At 68.1% G+C, this 19,002-nt stretch carries 19 protein-coding genes; 11 read left to right on the forward strand and 8 right to left on the reverse strand.

Translation table 11 applies throughout. The features are described 5' to 3' along the window. The first annotated feature begins 22 nt into the window (after positions 1-22). From ACU4E7_RS14020 to ACU4E7_RS14030, 3 genes are all read left to right on the forward strand, one after another. Positions 23-409: a DUF983 domain-containing protein gene (locus tag ACU4E7_RS14020; RefSeq protein WP_238121600.1), complete on the forward strand. Its 387-nt coding sequence runs from the start codon at positions 23-25 to the stop codon at positions 407-409. Beyond that, positions 406-1,242: an SURF1 family protein gene (locus ACU4E7_RS14025; RefSeq protein ID WP_238121601.1), complete on the forward strand. Its 837-nt coding sequence runs from the start codon at positions 406-408 to the stop codon at positions 1,240-1,242. The genes ACU4E7_RS14020 and ACU4E7_RS14025 overlap by 4 nt, the downstream gene beginning before the upstream one ends. A gap of 85 nt (positions 1,243-1,327) precedes the next feature. After that, positions 1,328-2,572 (forward strand): NAD(P)/FAD-dependent oxidoreductase, encoded by a 1,245-nt coding sequence (locus ACU4E7_RS14030; RefSeq protein ID WP_447019208.1) that lies wholly within the window; start codon positions 1,328-1,330, stop codon positions 2,570-2,572. A gap of 46 nt (positions 2,573-2,618) precedes the next feature. Here ACU4E7_RS14030 and ACU4E7_RS14035 read toward each other — a convergent pair whose 3' ends face one another. After that, a complete protein-coding gene (locus ACU4E7_RS14035; protein WP_238121603.1) occupies positions 2,619-3,179 on the reverse strand; it encodes a hypothetical protein in 561 nt (186 codons plus the stop codon). Between the two features lie 10 nt (positions 3,180-3,189). Then, complete coding sequence (locus tag ACU4E7_RS14040) at positions 3,190-4,203, reverse strand: P1 family peptidase (protein WP_447019209.1); 1,014 nt, start codon at positions 4,201-4,203, stop codon at positions 3,190-3,192. 205 nt (positions 4,204-4,408) lie between these two features. Between ACU4E7_RS14040 and ACU4E7_RS14045 the strand changes: the two genes are divergently transcribed. After that, positions 4,409-5,140 (forward strand): cytochrome c biogenesis CcdA family protein, encoded by a 732-nt coding sequence (locus ACU4E7_RS14045; protein WP_238121605.1) that lies wholly within the window; start codon positions 4,409-4,411, stop codon positions 5,138-5,140. Between the two features lie 65 nt (positions 5,141-5,205). Here the strand turns inward: ACU4E7_RS14045 and ACU4E7_RS14050 are convergent, their stop codons facing one another. From ACU4E7_RS14050 to ACU4E7_RS14075, 6 genes are all read right to left on the reverse strand, one after another. Continuing rightward, positions 5,206-6,306: a branched-chain amino acid ABC transporter substrate-binding protein gene (locus ACU4E7_RS14050; RefSeq protein WP_238121607.1), complete on the reverse strand. Its 1,101-nt coding sequence runs from the start codon at positions 6,304-6,306 to the stop codon at positions 5,206-5,208. Positions 6,307-6,396: 90 nt separating this feature from the next. Beyond that, the gene (locus ACU4E7_RS14055) at positions 6,397-6,855 is read right to left on the reverse strand and encodes a DUF6867 family protein (RefSeq protein ID WP_447019210.1); all 459 of its coding nucleotides are present in this window, start codon (positions 6,853-6,855) and stop codon (positions 6,397-6,399) included. 1 nt (position 6,856) lies between these two features. After that, positions 6,857-7,579, reverse strand: coding sequence for an ABC transporter ATP-binding protein (locus ACU4E7_RS14060; protein ID WP_238121611.1), 723 nt, complete (start codon positions 7,577-7,579; stop codon positions 6,857-6,859). Beyond that, positions 7,576-8,499, reverse strand: coding sequence for an ABC transporter ATP-binding protein (locus ACU4E7_RS14065; protein ID WP_238121612.1), 924 nt, complete (start codon positions 8,497-8,499; stop codon positions 7,576-7,578). Before ACU4E7_RS14065 ends, ACU4E7_RS14060 begins: the two co-directional genes overlap by 4 nt. Continuing rightward, positions 8,499-9,986, reverse strand: coding sequence for a high-affinity branched-chain amino acid ABC transporter permease LivM (livM, locus tag ACU4E7_RS14070; protein WP_447019211.1), 1,488 nt, complete (start codon positions 9,984-9,986; stop codon positions 8,499-8,501). The genes ACU4E7_RS14065 and livM overlap by 1 nt, the downstream gene beginning before the upstream one ends. After that, on the reverse strand, positions 9,986-10,903 hold the full coding sequence (locus ACU4E7_RS14075) for an ABC transporter permease subunit (protein ID WP_238121614.1): 918 nt from the start codon (positions 10,901-10,903) through the stop codon (positions 9,986-9,988). Before ACU4E7_RS14075 ends, livM begins: the two co-directional genes overlap by 1 nt. Positions 10,904-11,109: 206 nt before the next feature. Here ACU4E7_RS14075 and ACU4E7_RS14080 point away from each other — a divergent pair, with 206 nt between their 5' ends. The 7 genes from ACU4E7_RS14080 (at position 11,110) to ACU4E7_RS14110 (ending at position 18,857) form a co-directional block, all read left to right on the forward strand. Further along, positions 11,110-11,574 (forward strand): SRPBCC family protein, encoded by a 465-nt coding sequence (locus ACU4E7_RS14080; RefSeq protein WP_238121615.1) that lies wholly within the window; start codon positions 11,110-11,112, stop codon positions 11,572-11,574. A 25-nt stretch (positions 11,575-11,599) separates the two neighbouring features. Then, on the forward strand, positions 11,600-12,655 hold the full coding sequence (locus tag ACU4E7_RS14085; RefSeq protein WP_447019212.1) for a bile acid:sodium symporter family protein: 1,056 nt from the start codon (positions 11,600-11,602) through the stop codon (positions 12,653-12,655). A 151-nt stretch (positions 12,656-12,806) separates the two neighbouring features. Beyond that, on the forward strand, positions 12,807-13,364 hold the full coding sequence (locus ACU4E7_RS14090; RefSeq protein WP_447019213.1) for a (2Fe-2S)-binding protein: 558 nt from the start codon (positions 12,807-12,809) through the stop codon (positions 13,362-13,364). Positions 13,365-13,465: 101 nt separating this feature from the next. Then, on the forward strand, positions 13,466-15,835 hold the full coding sequence (locus ACU4E7_RS14095) for a xanthine dehydrogenase family protein molybdopterin-binding subunit (RefSeq protein WP_447019214.1): 2,370 nt from the start codon (positions 13,466-13,468) through the stop codon (positions 15,833-15,835). A gap of 9 nt (positions 15,836-15,844) precedes the next feature. Beyond that, the gene (locus tag ACU4E7_RS14100; RefSeq protein ID WP_238121619.1) at positions 15,845-16,645 is read left to right on the forward strand and encodes an FAD binding domain-containing protein; all 801 of its coding nucleotides are present in this window, start codon (positions 15,845-15,847) and stop codon (positions 16,643-16,645) included. Between the two features lie 90 nt (positions 16,646-16,735). Then, complete coding sequence (locus ACU4E7_RS14105) at positions 16,736-17,653, forward strand: AAA family ATPase (RefSeq protein ID WP_447019215.1); 918 nt, start codon at positions 16,736-16,738, stop codon at positions 17,651-17,653. Between the two features lie 19 nt (positions 17,654-17,672). After that, positions 17,673-18,857 (forward strand): vWA domain-containing protein, encoded by a 1,185-nt coding sequence (locus ACU4E7_RS14110; RefSeq protein ID WP_447019216.1) that lies wholly within the window; start codon positions 17,673-17,675, stop codon positions 18,855-18,857. Positions 18,858-19,002 lie beyond the last annotated feature (145 nt).

A 19,002-nucleotide genomic window follows, 5' to 3' on the forward strand; every position in this document is an offset into this window, starting at 1 on the left:
GGCACGAAGCGGAGGCTAGACCATGGCGCGCCATTCTCCCCATGACGTCATTTCCCCGCTCGGCGCGGGGCTCATGGGTCATTGCCCGCGTTGTGGTCGGGGCCACCTCTTCCGCGGCTTCCTGGATCTGGCGCCCCGATGCGACGTGTGCGGGCTCGACTATGGTTTCGCCGATGCCGGCGACGGGCCGGCGGTGTTCGTCATCCTCATCGGCGGTTTCGTGGTGGTGGCGCTGGCCTTCTGGGTGGAGGCGGCGTTCGAGCCGCCCCTTTGGGTGCACGCGGCACTTTGGATACCCGCCATCCTCGTGCTCACCCTCGGCCTGTTGCGCCCGCTGAAGGGGCTCATGGTGGCGCTGCAGTATCGCAACAAGGCGGCCGAGGGGCAGCTCGACCGTCGCGTGCCATGAGCCGTCGGTCGTCGCTGCCGCTGGATCGGCTGGATCGGGGCGAGGGGACGGGCCACCCGGGGGGGCTGCCGTTGCGCCTCGCCACGCTGTCCGCCCCGTGGGCCACAGGGCGCGCACTGGTGGCGCTGCTGGCGGTGGGGGTGGCGCTCGCCGTGCTGATCGGTCTCGGCACCTGGCAATTGCAGCGGCGGGCCTGGAAGGAGGACCTGCTGGCGCAGGTGGAGGCCCGCGCCCATGCCGAACCCGCTCCCGTTCCGGCGCCACGGGAATGGCCGCAATTGACCCGGGAGCGGGATGAATATCGCCACGTTCGGGCGCGCGGCGTGTTCGATCACGCCCGCGAAGCCCTCGTCTATACCGTGCGCGGCTCGGACGAGCCGGAGCCGCGCGGCGCCGGGTATCTGGTGATCACTCCCCTGATGCGCGCCGATGGTCCTCCGCTTCTCATCAATCGCGGCTTCGTTCCTTTGGCTCTGCGTGATCCGCATGCGCGCGCCGATGGCCAGATCGCGGGTGAGGCGGAAGTGGTCGGGCTGCTGCGCATGCCCGAGGCCGCCAGCTGGTTCGTGCCGGCCAATGACGAGGCCGGCAATGCCTTCTATCGGCGCGATCCCGGTTCCATCGCCGCTGCCCGCGGGCTCATCGATGCCGCCCCCTTCATCATTGATCAGGACGCCCCAGTTGCGCCCGGGGGGTGGCCGCGCGGGGGCGCGACGCGCCTCGTCTTTCCCAACCGCCATCTGGAATATGCCCTTACTTGGTATGGGTTGGCGACGACGCTGGTGGCGGTCAGCCTGGCCGTGGCGTGGTCGCGACGCCGGGGTCGCCGGTGAGGGGCGCCGCGCTGGCGGCGCGCGCGGTCGAAGATTGGGGGGAATGATGTAAGATCGGTGGTGTCGGCGAGAGGAGCCACCGAACATGGCGCGTTGCGATGTGGTCGTCCTGGGCGCGGGAATCATCGGGGTCAGCGTCGCCCTGCATCTGCAGGCGCGGGGATTGTCGGCGGTGCTCATGGATCACGCGCCGCCGGGGGAAGGGACCTCGTTCGGCAACGCCGGCTGCATCGAAGGCAGTGCGCTGTTTCCCGTGGCCTTCCCGCACGATCCTCTGGTGTTGCTGCGCCACGCGCTGAAGCAGGCGCCGGAAAGCAATTACCACCTCGCGGATCTGCCGGCCCTGGCGCCCTGGCTATGGGCCTATTTCCAGAAATCGGCGCCGGCAGCGCTCGTCGCCACCGCGCGGGAGCTGCGGCCCCTGTTGGCCCGTGCCCGCGCCGAGCACCACCTTCTGGCGGAGCCAGCCGGGGCCATGGATCTGTTGGCCCCCACCGGATGGCTGAAGCTCTACCGCACGCCGGCGCTGTTCGCCGCCACGACCGCCGAACGCGCGCTCGCCGATGATTTGAAGGTGGCCTACACGGTGCACGACACCGCCGGCGCCCTGGCCCTGGAGCCGGCGCTGCGTCCACGCTTCACCCATGCCATTCATTGGCACGATTGCGATAATTGCTCCGACCCCGGCGGCCTCGTGAAGGCCTATGCGGCGCTGTTCGAGCGGCGCGGGGGACTGCTGCTTTCAGGGGATGCGCGCAGCCTGCGGCGTGCTGGTCCGCGCTGGCGGGCCGAAACCGCAGAAGGGCCGGTGGACGCGGAGGAGGCGGTGGTGTGTCTCGGCCCCTGGAGCCTCGACCTTCTGGCGCCGCTCGGCATCCAGCTGCCGTTGATCTCCAAGCGCGGCTATCACGTGCATCTGGCGCCTGAACAGGGCCTGCAGCTGGGGCGGGCGGTGGTCGACGTAGCCGGCGGCTATGCCTTGCAGAACACCCGCTATGGCATTCGCCTCACCACCGGTGTGGAGTTCGCCGGGCGCGATGCGGCGCCGACCCCGCGGCAGGTGGAGCAGGACATTCCCATGGCACGGGAGCTGCTGCCCCTCGGTGCGGTGCGCGAGAGCGAGCCATGGCTGGGGCGGCGGCCTGCGCTGCCCGATTCCAAGCCCATCATCGGCCCCGCGCCGGGCCTGGCGGGCCTTCATCTGGCCGTGGGTCACGGTCATTGGGGGCTCACGCTGGGGCCCGTCACCGGCCTGCTGCTGGCACAGATGATGGCCGGGGACACCCCCTTCACCGATCCCAAGCCGTTTTCCGCGCGTCGCTTTCTGTAAAGCGGCGGGGCGGACGGCCGGCAGCCGCCCGCCCGGTCGGCGCGCCTCAGCCGCGGTTGTAATAGGCCTTCGGGCGGGCGCCGTCGCGGAAGTAGCCGAACAGGGCGGCGGTCGCCACCACCTGGGCCAGGATGCCGGGCGTCAGCGCTGCGAAATCGGCCAGGGTGGCGCCGTCCGGTGCCATGGCCGCGCGCATGGCGAACTGACAATAGGCGCTCACCGCCACCCAGGCCGCCAGCACAACCGGCGCCACCATCAGCGTGATGCGCGCGCGCATCACCGTCAGCACCACGAAGCTAATGCCCCAGGCGAACAGCACCAGCTGCGGCCAAAGGCCGAGGCGCAACACATGGGCCTGCAGGGTCGCGCCGGCGAAGGCTTCGGTCAGCGCCCAGGAGGCGCCCGACACGCCGGTGTTGGCCACCAGAGCGAATAGCCCGGCCAGCGGCAAAGCGGTGATGCCGCAGGCGCACCAGAAGACCACCATCAGGGCTCCGCCGAGACCGGGATTGTCCGGCGGCCGGCGCCGGGTGCGCGTCTTGGGCGCGGAAGTCGAACCCGGGCCTGGAGCGGCGCTCGGCGGAACGGCGGAACGGGTCTCGCTCATGAATTTTCTTTCAGGGCTGGAGGGTGGCGGCGGGCGCACCATAGAGGTCCCGCCAGCTGGGCTGGGCATTGGGGACCGGCAGCGCCTTGGCGGTGAATACCGCCCGCGCCACCGCCCGCGCCAGCACCGTGGCTGCGCATGCGCCAAGACGGGTCAGGTCCACCACCGGCTCCGCCAGGGCGCGGCGGCCGGTGGCGAGGGCGAATACGCAGTCCCCGTCGAGCGGGGTGTGGATGGGGAACAGCGACAGGGCGAGCCCATCCTGAGCCATGACGGCAAGACGCTGGGTCTGTGCCTTGCTGAGGATCGCATCGCAGGCGACAACGGCGATGGTGGTGGCGGTACGTGGCAGGTGCCCCTTGAGGGCGGGCGCCAGGGCTTCGTCGGGGATGCGTCCGGGCAGGCCGAGGTCGCCGAACTCGCCATCGCGCTCGTAGGGCGCGGCTCGGAAGTGGGGACCGGGGCCGAACAGCGGGGAACCCACTGCATTGACCGCCACGATGGCGCCCACCACATGGCCCGAGGCCAGCACCGCCGAGGCCGAGCCGAGCCCGCCCTTGACGGTGGCGGTGGTGGCGCCGAGCCCGGCGCCGACGCTGCCGAGCGGCACGTCGAGCCCGGCGGCGGCCACCGCGGCGCGCCCCAGCGCCCGATAGGGCGGATCCTCGCCCCAGGATTTGTCGCCACCGTTGAGGAGATCGAACATCACCGCGGCGGGAACGATGGGCACCCGCGCATCGCCCACGGCGAACCCGCGCCCCTGGGCCGCGAGGGCGCCCATGACGCCCGCCGCCGCATCCAGGCCGAAGGCCGAGCCGCCGGACAACACCACGGCGTCGACTCCATCCACGGTGGCGACGGGCGCCAGCAGGTCGGTCTCCCGCGTGCCGGGACCGCCGCCGCGCACGTCAACGGCCGCGACGGTGGGGGCGTCGCACACCACCACCGTGACGCCGGTGGCATGGGCGAGATGCTCGGCATGGCCCACCTTCAGGCCCGCGACATCGGTAATGAGGTTGCGCATCGGGTCCCTCCATCGGCACTGTTTTAGAGTGCTTTGTCGCGTCGAGGGAATGGGCTGCGGCCATCTTTGCCGCCTGCCTTGGGGACGGGAACTGCGCCCGGCGCCGCTCACAAGCCGGCGAGCGCGGCGATGTGCGGCTTGCCGCGGCCGTCCGGGCGGCCCATGACGGGCGCCACATGTCGTTTTCGTCCTGCGTCAGGGTTCCATGACCGACGTTACCCTTCCCGCCGCCTTTCTGGCCGGCCTCGTGAGCTTCGTGTCGCCATGCGTGCTGCCGCTGGTGCCGCCCTATCTGTGCTTTCTCGGCGGCAGCACGCTGGATGATCTGGCGGGCGACGAGCCGGTGAAGGAGGTGGGCCGCCGCGCCATGGTGGGCGCAGCCCTGTTCGTCAGCGGCTTCACCGTGGTGTTCGTGCTGCTGGGGGCGGGGGCTTCGGCCCTCGGCGACCTGCTGCGGGCCCATCTCGATATTCTGTCCATGGTGGCGGGCCTCGCCATTCTGGTCATGGGCCTCAACTTCCTGGGCGTGTTCAAGATCCATCTCCTGCATCGCACCGCCCGGCCACACGTGAACGAGCCGTCCGGCCTGTGGGGGGCCTTTGTCATGGGCCTCGCCTTCGCCTTCGGCTGGACCCCCTGCCTGGGGCCGGTGCTGGGAGCCATCCTTGCCGTGGCCGGTTCCGAGGCGACCGTCTCCAAGGGCGCTCTGCTGCTCGCCACTTATTCCCTCGGCCTCGGCGTGCCGTTCCTGCTGGCGGCCATGGCGGTGCGGCCGTTCCTGGCCAGCCTGAAGCATGTGCGCAAGATGCTGCCGGTGGTGGAGAAGGTGATGGGCGCGCTGCTGGTGCTCACCGGCATCGCCTTCATGTCCGGCTGGATCGCTCATGCCAGCTACTGGCTGATCGAGACCTTCCCGGTGCTCTCCACGCTCGGCTGAGTAAACAAAAAGCCCGCGCCGGAGCGCGGGCTTCCTGATGGGACCAGGCGCTACGCCCGGGCTGGTCACAGCTGCTTGTAGCTGCCGTCCTTCCACTCATAGACCACGTAGTCGAGCTTGGTGATGTCGCCCTTCTTGTCGAAGGCGAGCGGGCCGAGCACGGTCTCGAAGGTCATGCCGGAGTGGATCTTGTCCGCCACCTTCTTGGGGTCGAGGGACTTGGCCGCTTCCGCCGCCTGCTTGATCACCTGGGCGGCCGCGTAGGAATAGAGCACATAGCCTTCCGGATCGACGCCCTTGGCCTTGAAGGCGGCGACGATGTCCTTGGCGGCCGGGTTGTTGCGCGGATCGGGGCCGAAGGTCATCAGCGTGCCTTCGGCGCCGGGGCCGGCGATGGTCCAGAACTCCTTGTCGGTGATGCCATCGCCGGAGAAGAGCACGGTCTTCATGCCCTGGTCGCGCATCTGCCGCACGATGAGGCCGGCTTCCGGATGCAGGCCGCCGAAATAGATGAGATCGACGCCATTGGCCTTCAGCTTGGAGACGAGGGCCGAATAGTCCTTCTCACCGGGGTTGATGCCCTCGTAGAGCACTTCCTTCATGCCGCCCTTGTTCATGGCCTTCTGGGTCTCGTCCGCGAGACCCTTGCCGTACGGGGTCTTGTCGTGGACGATGGCGACCTTCTTGCCCTTGAAGTTCTTCACGATGTAGTCGCCGGCCACCGAGCCCTGCTGGTCGTCGCGGCCGCAGGTGCGGAACGTGTTCCACATCTTGCGCTCGGTGAAGGTCGGGTTGGTGGACGCCGGGCTGATCTGCAGCACGCCGGCTTCCTCGTAATCGGTCGAGGTCGGGATGGAGACGCCCGAGTTGAAGTGACCGATCACGAAGGTCGCGCCGTCGGAGATGAATTTGTTGGCGGCGGACTTGCCCTGCTCCGGCTTGCCGGCATCGTCACCGACCAGGAGTTCGATCTTCTTGCCGAGAATACCGCCGGAGGCGTTGATGTCCTCCACCGCCTGCTCGGCGCCGGTCTTCAGCTGGGCGCCGAAGGCGGCGTTCGACCCGGTCATGGGACCGCCGACGCCGATTTTCACCTGGGCGCTGGCCTGTCCCGCCAGGGCGAGGCCGGCGCCCAGCGCCAGCGACGCCAACAAGAGCTTCCTCATCTGATCTCTCCCCTCGTATAGCGGATCGACCCGCGATCCGATGCTGCTGGGCCGGGCACCCGTTGTGCCGCGGTCCTGGACCCCAGAACTTCAACCGGCGACCTCGGGCGCGCTGCCGCCCGCCTGGCGACGCCAGCTCAGAAAGCCGGAGGGTGCGAACATCCACCCATATTGAACACTCATCTGCTGCTTGCGCACCGCCCGGAAGCCGAGCGTCGCGATCGCGATCAGGAACAGCACCTCCACCAGGGAGGTCAAAGGTTCGAACAGCGCGTCTTCGAACAGCGCGAAATGCGCGAAGCGCACCGCGGCAGCCAGCAGGACGCAATAGACCAGCAGGTGGAGCAGCGAGCCCCAGCCCCGGGCCACCGCCTTGCCGGTCAGCCAGGCGGCGCCTCCCCCGAGGATCAGCGAAACCAGCAGGAAGTCGCCCAGCGAGGGGCCCATCAGCACGGCAGGCGCCACCGCGACGGCCAGCGCCAGCACCACCAGCAGCGCCAGGGGACCGATCAGCAGCGGCGAGGACGGGCGGCCCGGATCATGGGTCATGTCAGCGGCCTCCCTCAAGATAGGCGGCCCGCACCTCTGGCCGGGCCAGAAGCTCGGTGCCGGTGCCGGACAGGGTGATGCGCCCGTTGACCATCACATAGCCGCGATGGGCGAGCTTCAGCGCATGATAGGCGTTCTGCTCCACCAGGAACACGGTCAGCCCCTCGGTCTGGTTGAGGGTTCGGATGGCCTCGAAGATCTGCCGCACCACCAGTGGCGCGAGGCCGAGGGAGGGCTCGTCCAGAAGCAGCAGGCGCGGCCGGCTCATGAGGGCGCGGGCGATGGCCAGCATCTGCTGCTCGCCACCGGAGAGGGTGCCGCCGCGCTGGCCGATGCGCTCCTTGAGGCGGGGAAACATCTCGAACATGCGTTCGAGATCCGCCTCGAAATGGGTGCCGCCTTCCACCGCGGCGCCCATCTGCAGATTCTCGTAGACGGTCATGCGCGGGAAGATCCGCCGGCCTTCCGGCGACTGGGCGATCTTGAGCCGCATGATCTCGTGGGTGGGCAGGCGAGTGATGTCCTTCCCCGCGAAGGTGACCGCGCCCGCCCGCGCCTGGGGCGCGCCGCAGATGGTCATCATCAGCGTGGACTTGCCGGCGCCATTGGCGCCGATGAGGGTGACGATTTCCCCCTCGTTGACGTCCATGTCGACGCCCTTCAGGGCCATGATGTTGCCGTAGAAGGTCTCGACCCCCCGCACGGCCAGCAGCGGCGCGCTCATGCGGGGGCTCCCATTTCGGCTTCGGCCTCGGCTTCGTCCTCCACCCCGAGATAAGAGGCGATGACCTTGGGATCGTTGCGCACCGCCTCTGGCGTGCCGTCGGCGATCTTGCGGCCATATTCGAGGACCACCACGTGGTCGGAAATCTCCATCACCACGCTCATGTCGTGCTCGATGAGCAGGATCGAGGTCTGGTGGTCCTTGCGGATGCCAAGCAGCAGGGCATTGAGCTCGGCGGATTCGCGCGGGTTGAGGCCGGCCGCCGGCTCGTCGAGGCACAACAGTGCCGGCCGCGTGCACATGGCGCGGGCGATCTCCAGGCGCCGCTGGTCGCCATAGGGCAGGTCGCCAGCGGGATCATCGGCGCGGGCGGTGAGATGGATGCGCTCCAGCCAGTAAAGGGCGTGCTCCACCGCCTCCTTCTGCTGCCGCCGCCAGGACGGCAGGTTGAACAGCGCCGCGGGGTTGAGAAGCCCGGCCTGGGTCAGCGACATGTGCTGCGCCACCAGCAGGTTTTCCAGCACCGTCATGCCCGAGAACAGGCGGATGTTCTGGAAGGTGCGGGCCACTTTGGCGCGGGCGGAGACCTTGTGGTCCGGCAGGCGCTCCAGCAGGTAGGTGGCGCCGTTGACGGTGCGGCTCCAGGCCAGGCCGCCGGTGGTGAGGGCATCGAGCTCATCGTCGCTTGCCGGCCCCCCGTGCATCAAAGCGAGGCGCCCGGTGGAGGGCTTGTAGAAGCCGGTGATGCAGTTGAATACCGTGGTCTTGCCGGCGCCGTTGGGGCCGATGACGGCGGTGACCTCGCCGCGGCCGGCGCGGAAGGTGACGTCGCCCACGGCGACAAGGCCGCCGAAGCGCATGGACAGGTGGTCGACCTTGAGGATTGGGTCGCGATCCCAATGGGGGGCGAGCGCATTCATCAGCCGTGCCCCTCCTTCACCAGAGATCCGGACACCGCCTTGCGCGTCTTGAAGAAAATGGTCGGCATGCGGGTCGCGACGAGGCCCCGCGGGCGCCACACCATCACCGCCACCATGGCAAAGCCGAAGATCAGCATGCGGTAGAGGGCGGGGTCGAAATCCGAGCCGAACAGGAAGTCCGATTTCAGGAAGGTGAGGTTGCGCAGCATCTCCATGCCGCCGATGAGCAGCACCGCCGCCGCGGCCACCCCCATCTGCGAGCCCATGCCACCCAGCACCACGATGGCGAGGATCACCGCCGATTCCATGAAGGTGAAGCTCTCCGGCGAGACGAATCGCACCCGCACCGCGAAGAAGGCGCCGGCGAAGCCGCCGAACATGGCGCCGGTGGCGAAGGCGGTGAGCTTGGTCAAGGTGGTGTTGATGCCAAGCGAGCGACAGGCGATCTCGTCCTCGCGCAGCGCCTCCCAGGCCCGACCCACCGGCATCTGCCGCAGCCGGATGGTGGCCAGCGCCGTGAGCGCGGCGAGGCCCAGGATGATGAAATAGAGGAAGATCATCCGGTGCATGGGGCTGAAGGACAGCCCGAACACCGCGGCAAAGCCGGTGTCGTCCCGGTCGAACGACATGCCGAAGAAGGTCACGGGCGGGATTGAGGAAATCCCGGCGCCGCCATTGGTGAGCGACACCCAGTTGATGAGCACCAGACGGATGATCTCGCCGAAAGCCAAAGTGACGATAGCGAGATAATCGCCGCGCAGCCGCAGCACCGGAAAGCCCAGGATGACCCCCCACAGGCCGGCAAGGATGCCCGCCACCGGCAGGCACACCCAGAACGACCAGGAGGCCCAGAAGCCTTCCGCCACATGGGCATCGAAGAAGGCGTTGAGCGGCACTGAGGTGGAGAGCAGTGCGAAGGTGTAGGCGCCCACTGCGTAGAACGCCACGTAGCCGAGGTCGAGAAGGCCGGCGAGGCCCACCACGATGTTGAGGCCCCAGCCGAGCATCACATAGGTGAGGATGTAGATGCCGAGATCCACCCAATAGCGGCTGGGGGAAAGGCCGCCGGACAGCAGGATGGCGAGGAAGGGATAGGCGAGGGCGAGGGCGAAGAAGGCGGGCTTGAGCAATGGCGCCACGCCCGCACGCAGCCGGATGGCGAGCGGCGAACTGGATTTGCCCGCGCGCCGGCGGTCCGGATGCCACACGGTGAGGTTCAGCACCAGCCGGAGCCCCGCCACCACCGCCGCCAGCACGGCCACCAGGCCGAAGCGATAGGTGAGGGTGAGTGGCCCGGAGCCGCTTTCGGTGGCGCGGAAGCCCACCAGGGGCAACAGCAGGAGCCCGGTGATGATGCCACTGGCCACCGCGTCCTTCAGCGCCGGCAGCAGCGCCGCCTCCCGGGGCGTGGGGGCCACCGGGTGGATTGTCACTTGCGGCGCCTTATCGTCATCTTCCCAGAGGTCGGAGGCGTGCGGCGCCGCCATCACACCTTCTCCACTTCCGGCCGGCCCAGCAGGCCCTGGGGCATGAAGATGAGCACCACCACAAGGATGGAAAAGGCCGCTACATCCTTGTATTCAATGGAGAAGTAGGCGGACCAAAAAGTCTCGATGAGGCCGATGAGAAGGCCGCCGAGCACGGCCCCGGGCAGCGAGCCGATGCCGCCCAGCACCGCCGCGGTGAAGGCCTTCACCCCCGGCACGAAGCCATCGGCGAAGTTCACCACCCCATAATACATCAGGTACATCACCCCGGCGACGGCGGCGAGCGCGGCACCGATGACGAAGGTGAGGGAGATGGTGCGGTCGACATTGATGCCGAGCAGCGCCGCCATCTTGCGGTCCTGCTCACAGGCGCGCTGGGCCCGCCCCAGAGGCGTTTTCTGCACCAGCCACCAGAAGCCGAACAGCAGGCCGGCGGTGACCGCCATGATGATGATCTGCTTGTAGGCGAGGGTGACCTGATAGCCGTTGCGCTCCATCAGCACGATCACGTCCGGCACCAGCGGCGGCAGCGGCTTGTTGCGCGGGCCCTGGGCCACCTGCACGAAGTTGGACAGGAAGATGGACATGCCGATGGCCGAGATCATCGGCGCCAGGCGGAACGAGCCCCGCAGGGGGCGGTAGGCCACCCGCTCGATGGCCCAGCTGGTGAGGCCGGTGAACAGCATGGCCACCACCAGCGTGATGGCGAGCACCAGGAAGATGGAGCTGATGCCGACCACGGTGGTGAGCAGCAGCACGCAGATGAGGCCGATGAAGGCGCTCACCATGAATACGTCGCCGTGCGCGAAATTCACCATGCCGATGATGCCGAACACCATGGTGTAACCAATGGCGATCAGGCCGTAGATCGACCCAAGGGTCAATCCGTTGATGAGCTGCTGGAGGAAGATATCCATCCGCCGCTGGACCCCTCTTGTCTGGTGGCTGCGCCTACAAATTCATCCTGCACGATGTTTGGGCGAAGCTCTTTTATCGACTCATAACCCGGCCCGGCCGGAGTGACAATTCTCGTGCGAACAGCGCACGAACATCTTCACGCCCCGCACGTGAGCGCGCACCATGCTGCCATGACAGCGTCTCAAGACGCGGATGGAGGAGCGCCATGGCCCTGGAAATGAATGGGAGCGTCGAGATTCCGGCCCCCCGCGCGGCAGTGTGGGCGGCGTTGAACAGCATCGACACGCTGAAAGCCTGCATTCCCGGCTGTGAGGAACTGGAGCAGGTGTCCGGCAGCGAATTGAAAGCCCTGGTGGTGGCCAAGATCGGGCCGGTGAAGGCCAAGTTCAAAGGCACGGTCATATTGAGCGATCTGATGCCGCCTGAAAGCTACCGGATTTCTGGGGAAGGGGAGGGCGGCGTTGCCGGATTCGCCAAGGGCGGCGCCCAGGTGCGGTTGACCGAGACGGATTCAGGGACCAAGTTGGACTATACCGCCGAAGCACAGATCGGTGGAAAGCTGGCTCAGCTCGGACAGCGTCTGGTGGCCGGGGCAGCGAAAAAAATGGCCGACACGTTCTTCCAGAACTTCGCTGTGGCCGTAGGTGGCGAAACGGTCCAGGGTCCATGACATTCACGCCTGCTGCCCCGGGACCATGTTCAAGCGCCTGAAAATCGATCCGTTCCTGCCCGCCCTTGTCGCTGTCGTTGTTCTCGCCCTGCTCTGGCCGGAGCCGGGGACGACCGGCGGCGTGCTGCATGCCGACAGCGCCGCCACCTGGGGTATCGGCCTCATTTTCTTCCTCTACGGCATCTCGCTGGCCACACGCCGGCTGCTGGAGAGCGCCACCCGCTGGAAGCTCCACATCGTCGTGCAGCTCGCCACCTTCGCGCTGTTTCCGCTGGTGGTGGTGCTGGCCATGCCGCTCATCTCGCGGCTGATGCCGGAAGAGGTGGGCATCGGCTTCTTTTTCCTGGCGGCGCTGCCCTCCACCGTCTCGTCCTCGGTGGCGATGACCTCGCTTGCCAAGGGCAATGTGGCGGTGGCCATCTTCAACGCCTCCATCTCCAGCCTCATCGGCGTGTTCGTGACGCCGCTGCTGATGGCCTGGTATCTCCACGCCACCGGCGGCTCCATGGCGCTGGGCGACGTGATCCTGAAGCTGGTCATCATCGTCATTCTGCCGCTGGTGGCCGGCCAATTGGTGCGGCCGCTGCTGCTCTCCTTCGTGGAAAAGCACAAGGTGATCGTGAAGGTGGCGGACCGGGCGGTCATTCTCGCCATCGTCTACAACGCCTTCTGCGACAGCGTCGTCGCCGGCGTGTGGAGCGGCCAGAGCCCGGCCATCATCATCGAGATCATCGTCGGCGCGGCCGCGCTGTTCTTCGTGGTCTATGCGCTCCTGGACGTGTTCTGCCGGCTGGTGGGCTTCAACCATCCCGACACCACGGCGGTGCTGTTCTGCGGCTCCAAGAAATCTCTGGCCACCGGCCTGCCCATCGCCAAGGTGATGTTCGGCACCTCGCCGCAGCTTTCTCTCATCATCACCCCCATCATGATCTACCACTTCTTCCAACTGGTGGTGGTGGGCGTCATCGCCGGCCGCCGGGCGGCCAAGGGGGACATGCTGGAGGCCATCGCCACCGAAGAGGCCGCCGAGCCGTCGCTCATGGCCGACGAACCGCCGGACGACGACCGCAAGGTGGTTTGAACGCCGTCCCGATCCTGGCCGCAGGCGCCGCTTGACCGCGCGCCGCCTGCGGCCGCACACTGGGTTCACTTCAGTCCGGCGACACGCCGGAGGCGGACGCGGAGACCAACTCCGTGCCGCAAAAGGGGCTTCGACCCCGCGGAGGTGAGGAATGACCCAGGCGCACGTTTCTGTGCAGACCCAGGATTCTGCCCAGGCCCGTCACAATGCTTCTGCCACCATCGCCATCTCGCTCACGGTGAACGGACGCGCCGTTTCCGCCGTGGTGGAGCCGCGCACCCTCTTGGTCCAGTTCCTGCGCGAGGCGCTCGATCTCACCGGCACCCATGTGGGCTGCGACACCAGCCAGTGCGGCGCCTGCGTGGTGCATCTCGATGGCGAGGCGGTGAAATCCTGCACCACCCTCGCGGTGCAGGCGGACGGCCGCGCGGTGACCACCATCGAGGGCCTCGCCACCGGTACCACCCTGCATCCCATGCAAGAGGCCTTCCGCGAGCATCACGGCCTGCAGTGCGGCTTCTGCACCCCGGGCATGATCATGAGCGCGGTGGATCTGGTGGCGCGCTTCGGCCCCGGCCTCGACGAGCCGACCATCCGCGACAATCTCGACGGCAATTTGTGCCGCTGCACCGGCTACCACAACATCGTCAGGGCCATCACCGCCGGTGCGCAGGCCATGGGCGCCCCGCGCGATCTCGCCGCCGAATAGCCGCGCGCGTTCCAGCGGGCCGGCGCGCTGTGTCGCGTGGCCCCCTAAGACCTCAGCTTTGCCGCGCCAGCCGTCCGGGCCGGGCGCCTCGGGAGGATGCCATGAGCACCGCCACCATCACGCCCATCGGCGCTGCGGTGCGCCGCAAGGAAGACCACCGCTTCATCACCGGCAAGGGCCGTTACACCGACGATCTCGACCGCCCCGGCCAGGCCTACGCCTATTTCCTGCGCTCACCCTTCGCCCATGCCGCCATTCGCGGGCTCGACATCGCCGCGGCCAAGGCCATGCCGGGGGTGGTGGACATCCTCACCGGCGCTGATCTTGCCGCCGATGGCATCGGCGATCTCATTTGCGGCTGGATGATCCATTCCAAGGACGGCAGCCCCATGAAGATGGGGTCCCATCCGGCCCTGGCGAAGGACAAGGTGCGCTATGTGGGCGACCACGTGGCGGTGGTGATCGCCGAAAGCCTCAACGCCGCCAAGGACGCCGCCGCTGCCATCGCGGTGGATTATGAGGAACTGCCCGCGGTGGCCGATCTCGCCCATGCCCGGGAGGGCGCGCAGATCCACGACTGCGCGCCGGCCAATACGGCGTTCGAGTGGGAGCTGGGCGACAAGGCCGCCACCGAGGCCGCCTTTGCCCGTGCCGCCCATGTGACCACCATCGACCTCGTCAACAACCGCCTCGCGCCCAACCCCATGGAGCCGCGCGCCGCCATCGGCGACTATGACAGCGGTGACGAGGCCTATACCCTGTGGACCACCAGCCAGAACCCCCATGTGGCGCGGCTGGTGCTCTCCGCCTTCGTCGGCATCGCCCCCGAGCATAAGCTCCGGGTCATCGCCCCAGATGTGGGCGGCGGCTTCGGCTCCAAGATCTTCATCTATGCGGAAGAGACGGTCTGCGCCTGGGCGTCGCGGCGGGTGGGGCGGCCGGTGAAATGGACCTCCGACCGCTCGGAGGCCTTCCTCTCCGATGCCCATGGCCGCGACCACCGCACCCATGCCGAGCTGGCGCTCGATGCCGAGGGCAAGATCCTCGGCCTCAGGGTGCACACCCGCGCCAATATGGGCGCCTATCTCTCCACCTTCGCCTCGTCCATTCCCACCTATCTCTACGCAACCCTGCTCTCGGGCCAATACGACATCCCGGCCATCTATTGCGAGGTGGATGCGCTCTACACCACCACCGCGCCGGTGGATGCCTATCGCGGCGCCGGCCGGCCGGAGGCCACCTTCCTGGTGGAGCGCATCGTCGAGAAGGCGGCGCGGGAGCTGGGGCAGGATTCCGCCCAATTCCGACGTCGCAACTTCATCACCGCCTTTCCCCACCAGACCCCGGTGATCATGAATTATGACGCCGGTGACTATGGAGCCGCCCTCGACAAGGCGCTGGAGCTCTCGGATTACGCCGGCTTTCCCGCCCGCCAGGCGGAGGCGGCGCGTCGCGGAAAGCTCCGGGGCATCGGCCTGTCCAATTATATCGAGGCCTGCGGCATCGCCCCCTCGGCGGCGGTCGGCTCCCTCGGGGCTGGGGTGGGGCTGTGGGAGAGCGCCGAGGTGCGGGTGAACCCCACCGGCAATGTGGAGGTGCTCACCGGCTCCCACAGCCATGGCCAGGGCCATGAGACCACTTTCGCCCAGCTGGTGTCCGCCCGGCTCGGCATTCCGATCGAGCAGGTGAGCGTGGTGCATGGCGACACCGACAAGGTGCAGTTCGGCATGGGCACCTACGGCTCGCGCTCCGGCGCGGTCGGCATGTCGGCCATCTCCCGGGCCCTCGACAAGGTGGAGGCCAAGGCGAAGAAGATCGCTGCCTACATGCTGGAAGCCTCCGAAGGGGACATCGAGTTCAAGGACGGCCGCTTCACCGTGGCCGGCACCGACCGGTCGCTGGCGTTCGCCGAGGTGGCCCTCAACGCCTATGTGGCGCACAAATTCCCCACCTCGGAGATCGAGCCGGGGCTGAAGGAGGGGGCGTTCTACGACCCCACCAATTTCACCTTCCCCGCCGGCTGCCATGTCTGCGAGTTGGAGGTGGACCCGCTGACCGGCGTCACCACCATCGTGAACTTCACGGCGGTGGACGATTTCGGGGTGGTCATCAATCCCATGATCGTCGAAGGCCAGGTCCATGGCGGCATCGCCCAGGGGGTGGGGCAGGCGCTGCTGGAAGGGGTGGTCTATGACGCCGACGGCCAGCTCGTGACCGGCTCCTACATGGACTACACCATGCCCCGGGCCGGCGACCTGCCGGCGTTCCAGGTGGGGATGACGCAGACCCGCTGCCCGTCCAATCCGCTCGGCATCAAGGGCTGCGGCGAGGCCGGCGCCATCGCCGCCCCGGCTGCCGTCATCAACGCCCTCACCCAGGCCCTTGGCACCGAGGAGGTGCCCATGCCGGCCACTCCGGCGCGGGTGTGGGAGATCATCCAGGCTCGCGCCGCGCGCGCCGCCGCGGAATAGGAGGAGCCCATGTTCGCCTTCACCTATCAGCGCCCCGAGGCGCTGTCCGACGCGGTGGGTGCGCTCGCCGCCGATGGCGAGGCCAAGCTGCTCGCCGGCGGGCAGACCCTGCTCCCCACCCTGAAGCAGCGGCTCGCCCAGCCGAGCGCGCTGGTCGATCTCTCGCGCATTCCTGGCCTCGTCGGCATCACCCGCACCGCCGAAGGCCTCGCCATCGGCGCCATGACCCGCCATGTGGAGGTTGCGTCATCCCCGGTTGTGCGTGAGGTCATCCCGGCGCTGGCGGACCTGGCCGGCGGCATTGGCGACGTGGCGGTGCGCAATCGCGGGACCCTTGGCGGTTCCCTCGCCAATGACGATCCCACCGCCGATTATCCGGCCGCGGTGCTGGCCCTCAATGCGATCGTGGTGACCGACCGGCGCGAGATCCCCGCCGGCGACTATTTCCGGGGCCTGTTCGAGACCGCGCTGGAGGAGGGCGAGATCATCACCCGGGTGGATTTCCCGCAGGTAGAGTGTGCCGCCTACATGAAGTTCCGCAACCCCGCCTCGCGCTATGCCATGGCCGGGGTGTTCGTCGCCAAGACCGCCGCCGAGGTGCGGGTGGCGGTCACCGGGGCCGGCCAGTCGGGTGTGTTCCTCTGGACCGAGGCGGGGGAGGCGCTCACCTCCGATTTCAGTCCTCAGGTCCTCGACACTCTTACTCCCGATCCGGACGAACTGATGAGCGATCTGCACGGCAGCGCCGCCTATCGCGCCCAATTGGTGAAGGTGATGGCCCAGCGCGCGGTGGAGAAGGCGGCCCGCTGAGGCCGCGTTCGCGGAGGCCGGCGAAGGGGGACGCCTCCGTTTGCCTCTAGTCGCGCCGAGTTCCTTCCGGCCTCTGGTTAAGTTGATGTCATGACAGCAACCGCTCCCGCCTCCATCGACGCCACCATCGGCCTGCTGCGCGGCGCCGGCTATGTGGCCGACCGGCCGCTCGCCACCGTGCTGTTCCTCGCCTTGCGCATGGGCCGGCCGCTGCTGCTGGAAGGAGAGGCGGGCGTCGGCAAGACTGAGGTGGCGAAGACCCTGGCCACGGCGCTGGGGCGCCGGCTGATCCGCCTGCAGTGCTATGAGGGGCTCGACCAGTCCGCCGCCGTCTATGAATGGAATTATGCGGCGCAGATGATCGCCATCCGCCTCGCTGAGGCGGCGGGTGAAAGCGACAAGGGCGCCATGGCGGCGGATGTGTTTTCCGAGCGCTATCTGCTGCGCCGGCCGCTGCTGGAGGCCCTGGAGCCGCATCCCGAAGGCCCGCCGGTGCTGCTGGTGGACGAGCTCGACCGCACCGATGCGGCGTTCGAGGCCTTCCTGCTGGAGGTGCTGGCCGATTTCCAGGTGACCATTCCGGAGATCGGCACGGTGAAGGCGCCGGCACCGCCCATCATCCTCCTCACCTCCAACCGCACCCGCGAGATCCACGATGCCCTGAAGCGGCGCTGCCTCTATCACTGGGTGGATTATCCCGACGCCGAGCGGGAACTCGCCATTCTGCGTTCCCGCCTGCCGGGTGTCGGGGCCACCTTGTCGCGGGAGGTGGTGGCGTTCATCCAGGCGCTGCGGAAAGACGATCTGTTCAAGGTGCCGGGGGTGGCGGAAACCCTCGACTGGGCCTCGGCACTGGTGGAGCTCGACGCCGTCGCCCTCGATCCCGGTCAGGTGGGCGATACGCTGGGCGTGCTGCTCAAATATCAGGACGACATCGCCAAGACCGACGCGGGGCGCATCGAGCGGCTGATCGAAGAGGCGCGCCGCGCCGTGCGGGCGGCGGAATAACCATGGAGACGCAGTAGCCATGGAGCCTGCGGCTGCGGCAGCCGGGCGGCTCGCCGACAATATCGCCTATTTCGGCCGCGCCCTGCGCGCCGCCGGCCTCAAGGTGGGGCCGGGCCGGGTGGTGGATGCGGTGGAGGCGGTGGCCGCCGGTGGCATCGGCGACCGGGCGGATTTCTACTGGACCCTGCACGCGCTGTTCGTCTCGCGCCATGAGGATATGCCGGTGTTCGACCAGGCCTTCCGCCTGTTCTGGCGCCGGCGGGGACGAGAGGACAAGCTCATGGCACTGCTGTCGCCGGCGGCGGTGCCGCTTTCGGGCGGGCGGCGGGAGACCATTCTGCGGCGGGTGGAGGAGGCGCTGCTTCAGGGAGGTGCGCCCACGGCACCGCCTCGGGAAGAGCGGCTGGAGATCGAGGCGCGGCGCCTCGCCTCTAGCGAGGACGTATTGCGCACCAAGGATTTCGCCGCCATGAGCGCGCAGGAGATGGCCGAGGCCCGCCGCCGCATCGCCGCCTTGCGGCTGCCGGTGGAGACGGTGCCGAGCCGTCGCCTCGTGCCGGCGGCGCGGGGCCGGCGGCTCGATCTGCGGGCCATGCTACGCCAGGCGCCGGCAACGGGCGGCGCCGTTCTGCCGCTGCGGTGGCTGCGGCCGCGGGTGAAGCCGGTGCCGGTGGTGGCGCTGGTGGATATCTCCGGCTCCATGGCCGATTATTCGCAACCCATCCTGCATTTCCTCCACGCGCTGGGTGAACGCAGGCCGGTGGCGACCTTCCTGTTTGGCACCCGGCTGACCCCGGTGACGCGGGCGCTCGCCCGGCGGGACCCGGAAGCCGCCCTGGCGGCGGTGGCGCGGGCGGCGTCCGACTGGGCGGGGGGCACGCGCATCAGCGCCAATCTCCACCAGTTCAATCGCCGCTGGTCGCGGCGGCTCATGGCGCAGGGGCCCGTGGTTCTTCTGTTCAGCGACGGATTGGAGCGCGAACCCGACGGCTGCCTGTCCGAGGAAATGGCGTGCTTGCAGCGCAATTGCCGACGGTTGGTGTGGCTCAACCCGCTGTTGCGATACGAGGGCTTCGCGCCGAAGGCGCAGGGCATCGCCGCCATGCGACCCCATGTGGACGATTTTCGACCGGTGCACTCTCTCGCCAGCTTTGAAGGCTTGATTGCCGCGATGGACTCGACGGAGGTATCCCGTAGGGTATAGACTAAAGTAGATCCCCACGCAGGGCTGTGCCGCCGGAAGCGCTCGCAAAAGAAATCGGTTGATTCAAGCCGAAATTGCGCTTTAGGTTGTAGAAAATAGTCATTTTGTCGCAGCGGGGGCCTTTCGTCGTACGAGGGAGGTCGAG

This window comes from Xanthobacter sp. ZOL 2024 (assembly GCF_052932325.1).

Excerpts from the sequence above, each read along its gene's own strand:
- ACU4E7_RS14100 (WP_238121619.1), top strand. The coding sequence starts at position 15,845 with ATGTTCGCCTTCACCTATCAGCGCCCCGAGGCGCTGTCCGACGCGGTG.
- ACU4E7_RS14110 (WP_447019216.1), top strand. The coding sequence starts at position 17,673 with ATGGAGCCTGCGGCTGCGGCAGCCGGGCGGCTCGCCGACAATATCGCC.
- ACU4E7_RS14065 (WP_238121612.1), bottom strand. The coding sequence starts at position 8,499 with ATGAATGCGCTCGCCCCCCATTGGGATCGCGACCCAATCCTCAAGGTC.
- ACU4E7_RS14075 (WP_238121614.1), bottom strand. The coding sequence starts at position 10,903 with ATGGATATCTTCCTCCAGCAGCTCATCAACGGATTGACCCTTGGGTCG.
- ACU4E7_RS14025 (WP_238121601.1), top strand. The coding sequence starts at position 406 with ATGAGCCGTCGGTCGTCGCTGCCGCTGGATCGGCTGGATCGGGGCGAG.
- livM (WP_447019211.1), bottom strand. The coding sequence starts at position 9,986 with ATGGCGGCGCCGCACGCCTCCGACCTCTGGGAAGATGACGATAAGGCG.
- ACU4E7_RS14020 (WP_238121600.1), top strand. The coding sequence starts at position 23 with ATGGCGCGCCATTCTCCCCATGACGTCATTTCCCCGCTCGGCGCGGGG.
- ACU4E7_RS14090 (WP_447019213.1), top strand. The coding sequence starts at position 12,807 with ATGACCCAGGCGCACGTTTCTGTGCAGACCCAGGATTCTGCCCAGGCC.
- ACU4E7_RS14030 (WP_447019208.1), top strand. The coding sequence starts at position 1,328 with ATGGCGCGTTGCGATGTGGTCGTCCTGGGCGCGGGAATCATCGGGGTC.
- ACU4E7_RS14035 (WP_238121603.1), bottom strand. The coding sequence starts at position 3,179 with ATGAGCGAGACCCGTTCCGCCGTTCCGCCGAGCGCCGCTCCAGGCCCG.
- ACU4E7_RS14045 (WP_238121605.1), top strand. The coding sequence starts at position 4,409 with ATGACCGACGTTACCCTTCCCGCCGCCTTTCTGGCCGGCCTCGTGAGC.
- ACU4E7_RS14095 (WP_447019214.1), top strand. The coding sequence starts at position 13,466 with ATGAGCACCGCCACCATCACGCCCATCGGCGCTGCGGTGCGCCGCAAG.
- ACU4E7_RS14085 (WP_447019212.1), top strand. The coding sequence starts at position 11,600 with ATGTTCAAGCGCCTGAAAATCGATCCGTTCCTGCCCGCCCTTGTCGCT.
- ACU4E7_RS14080 (WP_238121615.1), top strand. The coding sequence starts at position 11,110 with ATGGCCCTGGAAATGAATGGGAGCGTCGAGATTCCGGCCCCCCGCGCG.
- ACU4E7_RS14060 (WP_238121611.1), bottom strand. The coding sequence starts at position 7,579 with ATGAGCGCGCCGCTGCTGGCCGTGCGGGGGGTCGAGACCTTCTACGGC.
- ACU4E7_RS14105 (WP_447019215.1), top strand. The coding sequence starts at position 16,736 with ATGACAGCAACCGCTCCCGCCTCCATCGACGCCACCATCGGCCTGCTG.
- ACU4E7_RS14055 (WP_447019210.1), bottom strand. The coding sequence starts at position 6,855 with ATGACCCATGATCCGGGCCGCCCGTCCTCGCCGCTGCTGATCGGTCCC.
- ACU4E7_RS14050 (WP_238121607.1), bottom strand. The coding sequence starts at position 6,306 with ATGAGGAAGCTCTTGTTGGCGTCGCTGGCGCTGGGCGCCGGCCTCGCC.
- ACU4E7_RS14040 (WP_447019209.1), bottom strand. The coding sequence starts at position 4,203 with ATGCGCAACCTCATTACCGATGTCGCGGGCCTGAAGGTGGGCCATGCC.